Below are 6,430 nucleotides of genomic sequence, written 5' to 3' on the forward strand. Positions count from 1 at the left end.
GCCGTCCCGGCTTCGGCGGCCGTCCCGGCGGTCCCGGTGGCCGTGGTGGCACGCAGGGCGCCTTCGGCCGTCCCGGCGGTCCGGCGCGCCGCGGCCGCAAGTCGAAGCGGCAGCGTCGCCAGGAGTACGAGGCCATGCAGGCCCCGTCCATCGGCGGTGTGATGCTGCCGCGCGGCAACGGGCAGACCGTCCGGCTGTCGCGGGGTGCCTCGCTCACCGACTTCGCGGAGAAGATCAACGCCAATCCGGCGTCGCTGGTCCAGGTCATGTTCAACCTGGGCGAGATGGTCACCGCGACCCAGTCGGTCTCCGACGAGACGCTGCAGCTCCTCGGCGAGGAGATGAACTACGTCGTCCAGATCGTCAGCCCGGAGGAGGAGGACCGCGAGCTGCTCGAGTCCTTCGACATCGAGTTCGGCGAGGACGAGGGCGGCGAGGAGTTCCTGGCGCCGCGTCCGCCGGTCGTGACCGTCATGGGTCACGTCGACCACGGTAAGACGCGCCTGCTGGACGCGATCCGCAAGACCAACGTCATCGAGGGCGAGGCCGGCGGCATCACCCAGCACATCGGTGCGTACCAGGTCGCGACCGAGGTCAACGACGAAGAGCGGCGCATCACCTTCATCGACACCCCGGGTCACGAGGCGTTCACCGCCATGCGTGCCCGCGGTGCCAAGTCGACCGACATCGCGATCCTCGTGGTGGCGGCCAATGACGGTGTGATGCCCCAGACGATCGAGGCGCTGAACCACGCCAAGGCGGCCGACGTGCCGATCGTGGTCGCGGTCAACAAGATCGACGTCGAGGGCGCCGACCCGACGAAGGTGCGCGGTCAGCTGACCGAGTACGGCCTGGTGGCCGAGGAGTACGGCGGCGACACCATGTTCGTCAACATCTCCGCCAAGCAGGGTCTGCACATCGACAACCTGCTGGAGGCCGTCGTCCTCACCGCCGACGCCTCGCTCGACCTGCGGGCCAACCCGGAGCAGGACGCGCAGGGCATCGCGATCGAGGCGCACCTCGACCGCGGCCGCGGCGCCGTGGCGACCGTCCTGGTCCAGCGCGGCACCCTGCGGGTCGGCGACACGATGGTGGTCGGCGACGCGTACGGCCGCGTCCGCGCGATGCTCGACGACAAGGGCGAGGCCCTGGAGGAAGCGGGTCCCTCGACCCCCGTCCTGGTCCTGGGTCTGACCAACGTCCCGGGCGCCGGCGACAACTTCCTCGTCGTCGACGAGGACCGCACGGCCCGCCAGATCGCCGAGAAGCGCGCCGCCCGTGAGCGCAACGCCGCGTTCGCCAAGCGGACCCGCCGGGTCTCGCTGGAGGACCTGGACAAGGTGCTCAAGGCCGGCGAGGTGCAGCAGCTCAACCTCATCATCAAGGGCGACGCGTCCGGTTCGGTCGAGGCCCTGGAGTCCTCGCTGCTCCAGCTCGACGTCGGCGAAGAGGTCGACCTGCGCGTCCTGCACCGCGGTGTGGGTGCGGTCACCGAGACCGACATCGACCTGGCGACCGGCTCCGACGCCATCGTCATCGGCTTCAACGTGCGCGCCGAGGGGCGTGCCACGCAGATGGCCGAGCGCGAGGGCGTGGACGTCCGCTACTACTCGGTCATCTACCAGGTGATCGAGGAGATCGAGGCGGCCCTGAAGGGCATGCTCAAGCCGGAGTACGAGGAGGTCGAGCTCGGCACCGCGGAGATCCGCGAGGTCTTCCGCTCCTCCAAGCTCGGCAACATCGCGGGTGTCCTCATCCGCTCCGGCGAGGTCAAGCGCAACACCAAGGCGCGCCTCATCCGGGACGGCAAGGTCGTGGCGGAGAACCTCAACATCGAGGGCCTGCGCCGCTTCAAGGACGACGTCACCGAGATCCGCGAAGGGTTCGAGGGCGGTATCAACCTCGGCAACTTCAACGACATCAAGGTCGACGACGTCATCGCGACGTACGAGATGCGCGAGAAGCCGCGAGGCTGATCACCGCTCTTCGACCGGGGCCGGTCGGCGGGAAAACCGTCGATCGGCCCCGGCCGTTGCGTGTACCGTTCTGGTGTCCCGCCGTGTTCGGCAGGGCACTGGACGAGGCCCCACGGGTGGCTTGACCCTGATCGCATGTATGTAGGGACGCTGTCCATCGACCTGCTCCTCGGCGACGTACGGTCGCTGAAGGAGAAGCGCTCCGTCGTCCGCCCGATCGTCGCCGAGCTGCAGCGCAAGTACGCGGTCAGCGTGGCGGAGGTCGGCGAGCAGGACCTCTACCGCAGGGCCCGGATCGGGCTGGCGGTCGTGTCCGGGGACGCCGGGCACCTCACAGACGTACTGGACCGGTGCGAGCGCATGGTCGCCGCCCGGCCGGAGGTGGAACTGCTGTCCGTACGGCGGCAGTACCACGGCGACCACGACGACTGACCGGCCGTCGGCGATCGCACCCGAAGCACCATGGTGGAAGAGAAGAAGGAGACGGACCAGTGGCCGACAACGCGCGGGCCCGCAAGCTGGCGGACCGCATCCAGGTCGTGGTCGCGGAGACCCTGGATCGCCGGATCAAGGACCCCCGCCTGGGGTTCGTGACCATCACGGACGCCCGGGTCACCGGCGACCTGCGGGAGGCCACGGTCTTCTACACGGTCTACGGGGACGACGAGGAGCGCGCGGCCTCCGCTGCCGCTCTGGAGAGCGCCAAGGGCATCCTGCGCTCGGAGGTCGGGCGCCAGACCGGGGTGCGGTTCACCCCGACCCTGGCGTTCGTGCCGGACGCGCTGCCGGAGAACGCCCGCACCATCGACGACCTGCTCGACAAGGCGCGGGCCAGGGACGCCCAGGTGCGCGAGGCGTCCACGGGCGCCGCGTACGCCGGCGAGGCCGACCCGTACCGCAAGCCGGGCGAGGACGAGAACGAGGACGACGCCGCCGAATGAAGCGGAAGGGAACGGGGCCGGACGGCCTTGTCGTGGTCGACAAGCCGGCCGGCTTCACTTCGCACGACGTCGTCGCCAAGATGCGCGGCCTGGCCCGCACCCGCCGGGTCGGGCACGCGGGGACGCTGGACCCGATGGCGACCGGAGTGCTCGTCATCGGCGTCGAGAAGGCGACCCGGCTGCTCGGGCATCTGGCGCTGACGGAGAAGGAGTACGAGGCGACGATCCGGCTCGGCCAGAACACGGTCACGGACGACGCCGAGGGGGAGGTCACCGGCTCCGCCGGGGCCGCCGGGATCGCGTGCGAGGCGGTCGACGCCGGGGTCGCGGAGCTGACCGGGGACATCCAGCAGGTGCCCTCCAAGGTCAGCGCCATCAAGATCGACGGTGTGCGCTCGTACAAGCGGGCCCGGGAGGGCGAGGACTTCGAACTGGCCGCCCGGCCCGTGACCGTCTCGTCGTTCGCGGTCCACGAGGTGCGGGAGGCCGTGGCCGAGGACGGCACGGCCGTGCTCGACCTGGACGCCACCGTCGTCTGCTCCTCGGGCACTTACATCCGCGCCCTCGCGCGCGACCTCGGCGCGGGGCTCGGCACCGGCGGCCATCTGACGGCCCTGCGCCGCACCCGCGTCGGGCCGTACGCGCTGGACGCCGCGCGGACGCTGGAGGAGCTCCAGGCGGAGGTCGACGGCGAGGGCCTGCGGGTCATGCCGATCGCCGAGGCGGCGGCCGCCGCGTTCCCGCGCTGGGACGTGGACGAGAAGCAGGCCCGGCTGCTGTCCCACGGCGTCCGGCTGGACGCGCCCGGGCTCGGCGCCGAGGGCCCGATCGCGGTCTTCGGGCCCGACGGGCGGTTCCTGGCGCTGGTCGAGGAGGCCAAGGGCAAGGCGAGGAGCCTGGCGGTCTTCGCCTAGCGGCGGATTCCGCCAGGCCGGGTCCCCCGGGCCCCGGGACCCGCCGCGGCGAGGCCGGGCCCCGGAGCCGATACCGATGCCGGGGGCCGGCGCGCGGCATGGCAGTCTTAGACCTGCGCGAACGGATCGAACGGGGCGCGCATCACGTACGAGGTTCGGCGAGGAGCGGTCACAGTGCAGCGCTGGCGTGGCTTGGAGGACATCCCCGAGGACTGGGGGCGCAGCGTCGTCACCATCGGGTCCTACGACGGCGTGCACCGCGGCCACCAGCTGATCATCGGCCGCGCGGTGGACCGCGCCAAGGAGCTCGGCGTCCCCTCGGTCGTGGTCACCTTCGATCCGCACCCCAGCGAGGTCGTGCGCCCCGGCAGCCACCCGCCGCTGCTCGCCCCGCACCACCGGCGCGCGGAGCTGATGGCCGAACTGGGCGTGGACGCGGTGCTGGTTCTGCCGTTCACGGCCGAGTTCTCCCAGCTCTCGCCCGCCGACTTCGTGGTGAAGGTCCTCGTCGACAAGCTGCACGCGAAGGCCGTCGTGGAGGGCCCCAACTTCCGTTTCGGGCACAAGGCCGCGGGCACCGTCGAGACTCTGCGCGAGCTGGGCGCGACCTACGACTACGAGGTCGAGGTGGTCGACCTGTTCGTGCGCGGGGAGGCGGGCGGTGGCGTGCCGTTCTCCTCGACCCTGACCCGCCGCCTGGTCGCCGAGGGCGACGTGGCCGGCGCGATGGAGATCCTGGGCCGCCCGCACCGCGTCGAGGGCGTGGTCGTCCGGGGCGCTCAGCGCGGCCGTGAACTCGGCTACCCCACGGCCAACGTGGAGACCCTGCCGCACACCGCGATCCCGGCCGACGGGGTCTACGCGGGATGGCTGGAAGTCGAGGGCGAGGCCATGCCCGCCGCGATCTCGGTCGGCACCAATCCGCAGTTCGACGGGACGGAGCGGACCGTCGAGGCGTACGCGATCGACCGGGTCGGCCTCGACCTGTACGGGCTGCACGTGGCCGTGGACTTCCTCGCCTACCTGCGGGGGCAGGAGACCTTCGGTTCCATCGAGGCGCTGCTGGAGCGGATCGCGGACGATGTGAAGCGCTCGTGGGCGCTGGTCGAGGCGTACGAGCGCTGAGGCTCGTAGAGGGCAGGGCCGCCGGGTGCGGGACTGAGCCGCTACAGGGCTGAGCCGCAGACGAACGTCGGCCCCTCACCGCCCCGGTTGGGCGTGAGGGGCCGCGTTTTTCGGTCAACTGCTCCTACTGCGGCTGCTGTTGGGTCCAGCCCGGCGGGATCGCGCCCTGCTGGGGTGCCTGCGGCGGCGGGCTCTGCTGCGGCTGGGCCTGGGGCGGTTCCCCTTGGGGCGGCTGGCCGCCCTGCTGCGGGTACGGGGGCTGCACCGGCCGGCCCGTCTGCGGGTCGACCTGCGGCTGGCCGTACGGCTGCTGGGGGTGGCCGCCCTGCTGGGGCGGCGGGTAGCCGTAGCCGGGGGGCTGGCCGTACTGCTGGCCCGGCATCGGCGGGGGCATGTGGTGCGGGGCGTTGCCCTCGCTCCACAGGCCCTCGGCCTGCTGGACGCGGACGAAGTCCTCGGCGACCAGGGCCGAGAGGTTGAAGTACGCCTCGCGGGTCTTGGGCCGCATCATGTCGAGGTCGACCTCGGCACCTGCCGAGAGGTGCTCGTCGAACGGCACCACGACCACGCCGCGGCAGCGGGTCTCGAAGTGCGCCACGATGTCCTCGACCTTGATCATCTTGCCGGTCTCGCGGACCCCGGAGATCACCGTGATGCTGCGCTGCACCAGGTCGGCGTAGCCGTGTGCGGACAGCCAGTCGAGGGTCGTGCTCGCGCTGCTCGCGCCGTCCACGGAGGGCGTGGAGATGATGATCAACTGGTGGGCCAGATCGAGGACTCCGCGCATCGCGCTGTAGAGGAGGCCGGTGCCCGAGTCGGTCAGGATGATCGGGTACTGCCTGCCCAGGATGTCGATCGCGCGCCGGTAGTCCTCGTCGTTGAACGTGGTCGACACGGCGGGGTCCACGTCGTTGGCGAGGATCTCCAGGCCGGAGGGCGCCTGCGAGGTGAACCGGCGGATGTCCATGTAGCTGTGCAGATGCGGGATCGCCTGGACGAGGTCGCGGATGGTCGCGCCGGTCTCGCGGCGGACCCGGCGGCCGAGCGTACCGGCGTCCGGGTTCGCGTCGATCGCCAGGATCTTGTCCTGCCGCTCCGAGGCGAGCGTCGCGCCGAGCGCGGTGGTCGTGGTCGTCTTGCCGACGCCGCCCTTGAGGCTGATCACCGCGATCCGGTAGCAGGACAGCACCGGCGTGCGGATGAGGTCCAGCTTGCGCTGCCGCTCGGCCTCCTCCTTCTTGGCGCCCAGCTTGAAGCGCGAGGGCTGGGCGTTGGCGCCCGGCTTCCGCTTCTTGGGCTGGTTGCGCATGAGCCGGTCGGAGGTCAGCTCGACGGCCGCGCTGTAGCCGAGGGGCGCGCCGGGGGTGGACCGCTGCTCGCCGGGCGCTCCCCAACCGGCCTGGCGCGGGTCCACCGGCTGTTGGGCCGGGGGCTGTTGCTGGCCCTGCGGCTGCTGCCCCTGGTACGGCTGTTG

Annotated in this window: 6 protein-coding genes; 5 read left to right on the forward strand and 1 reads right to left on the reverse strand. The window is 71.5% G+C overall.

Annotated features, from left to right (window positions below; genetic code table 11):
- From infB to AOK16_RS20875, 5 genes are all read left to right on the forward strand, one after another.
- Positions 1-1,976: translation initiation factor IF-2 (infB, locus tag AOK16_RS20855; RefSeq protein ID WP_079101616.1), on the forward strand; the 1,976-nt coding region annotated here is incomplete at its 5' end.
- Positions 1,977-2,111: 135 nt separating this feature from the next.
- Positions 2,112-2,408, forward strand: a complete 297-nt coding sequence (locus tag AOK16_RS20860; protein ID WP_055473722.1) for a DUF503 domain-containing protein — start codon at positions 2,112-2,114, stop codon at positions 2,406-2,408.
- Positions 2,409-2,467: 59 nt separating this feature from the next.
- On the forward strand, positions 2,468-2,917 hold the full coding sequence (rbfA, locus tag AOK16_RS20865; RefSeq protein ID WP_055473723.1) for a 30S ribosome-binding factor RbfA: 450 nt from the start codon (positions 2,468-2,470) through the stop codon (positions 2,915-2,917).
- Positions 2,914-3,831: a tRNA pseudouridine(55) synthase TruB gene (gene truB / locus AOK16_RS20870; protein ID WP_055473724.1), complete on the forward strand. Its 918-nt coding sequence runs from the start codon at positions 2,914-2,916 to the stop codon at positions 3,829-3,831. The genes rbfA and truB overlap by 4 nt, the downstream gene beginning before the upstream one ends.
- Positions 3,832-4,005: 174 nt before the next feature.
- Entirely contained in the window at positions 4,006-4,956 is a 951-nt protein-coding gene (locus AOK16_RS20875) for a bifunctional riboflavin kinase/FAD synthetase (RefSeq protein ID WP_079101615.1), read from the forward strand.
- A 124-nt stretch (positions 4,957-5,080) separates the two neighbouring features.
- Here the strand turns inward: AOK16_RS20875 and AOK16_RS20880 are convergent.
- The coding region (locus AOK16_RS20880; protein WP_157859285.1) for a MinD/ParA family ATP-binding protein at positions 5,081-6,430 on the reverse strand (1,350 nt) is incomplete at its 5' end.

The organism is Streptomyces pathocidini, assembly GCF_001418495.1.
In the GTDB taxonomy this organism is placed as follows: Bacteria; Actinomycetota; Actinomycetes; order Streptomycetales; family Streptomycetaceae; genus Streptomyces; species Streptomyces pathocidini.

Coding starts and splice junctions, on each gene's coding strand:
- AOK16_RS20860 (WP_055473722.1), top strand. CDS start 2,112: ATGTATGTAGGGACGCTGTCCATCGACCTGCTCCTCGGCGACGTACGG.
- truB (WP_055473724.1), top strand. CDS start 2,914: ATGAAGCGGAAGGGAACGGGGCCGGACGGCCTTGTCGTGGTCGACAAG.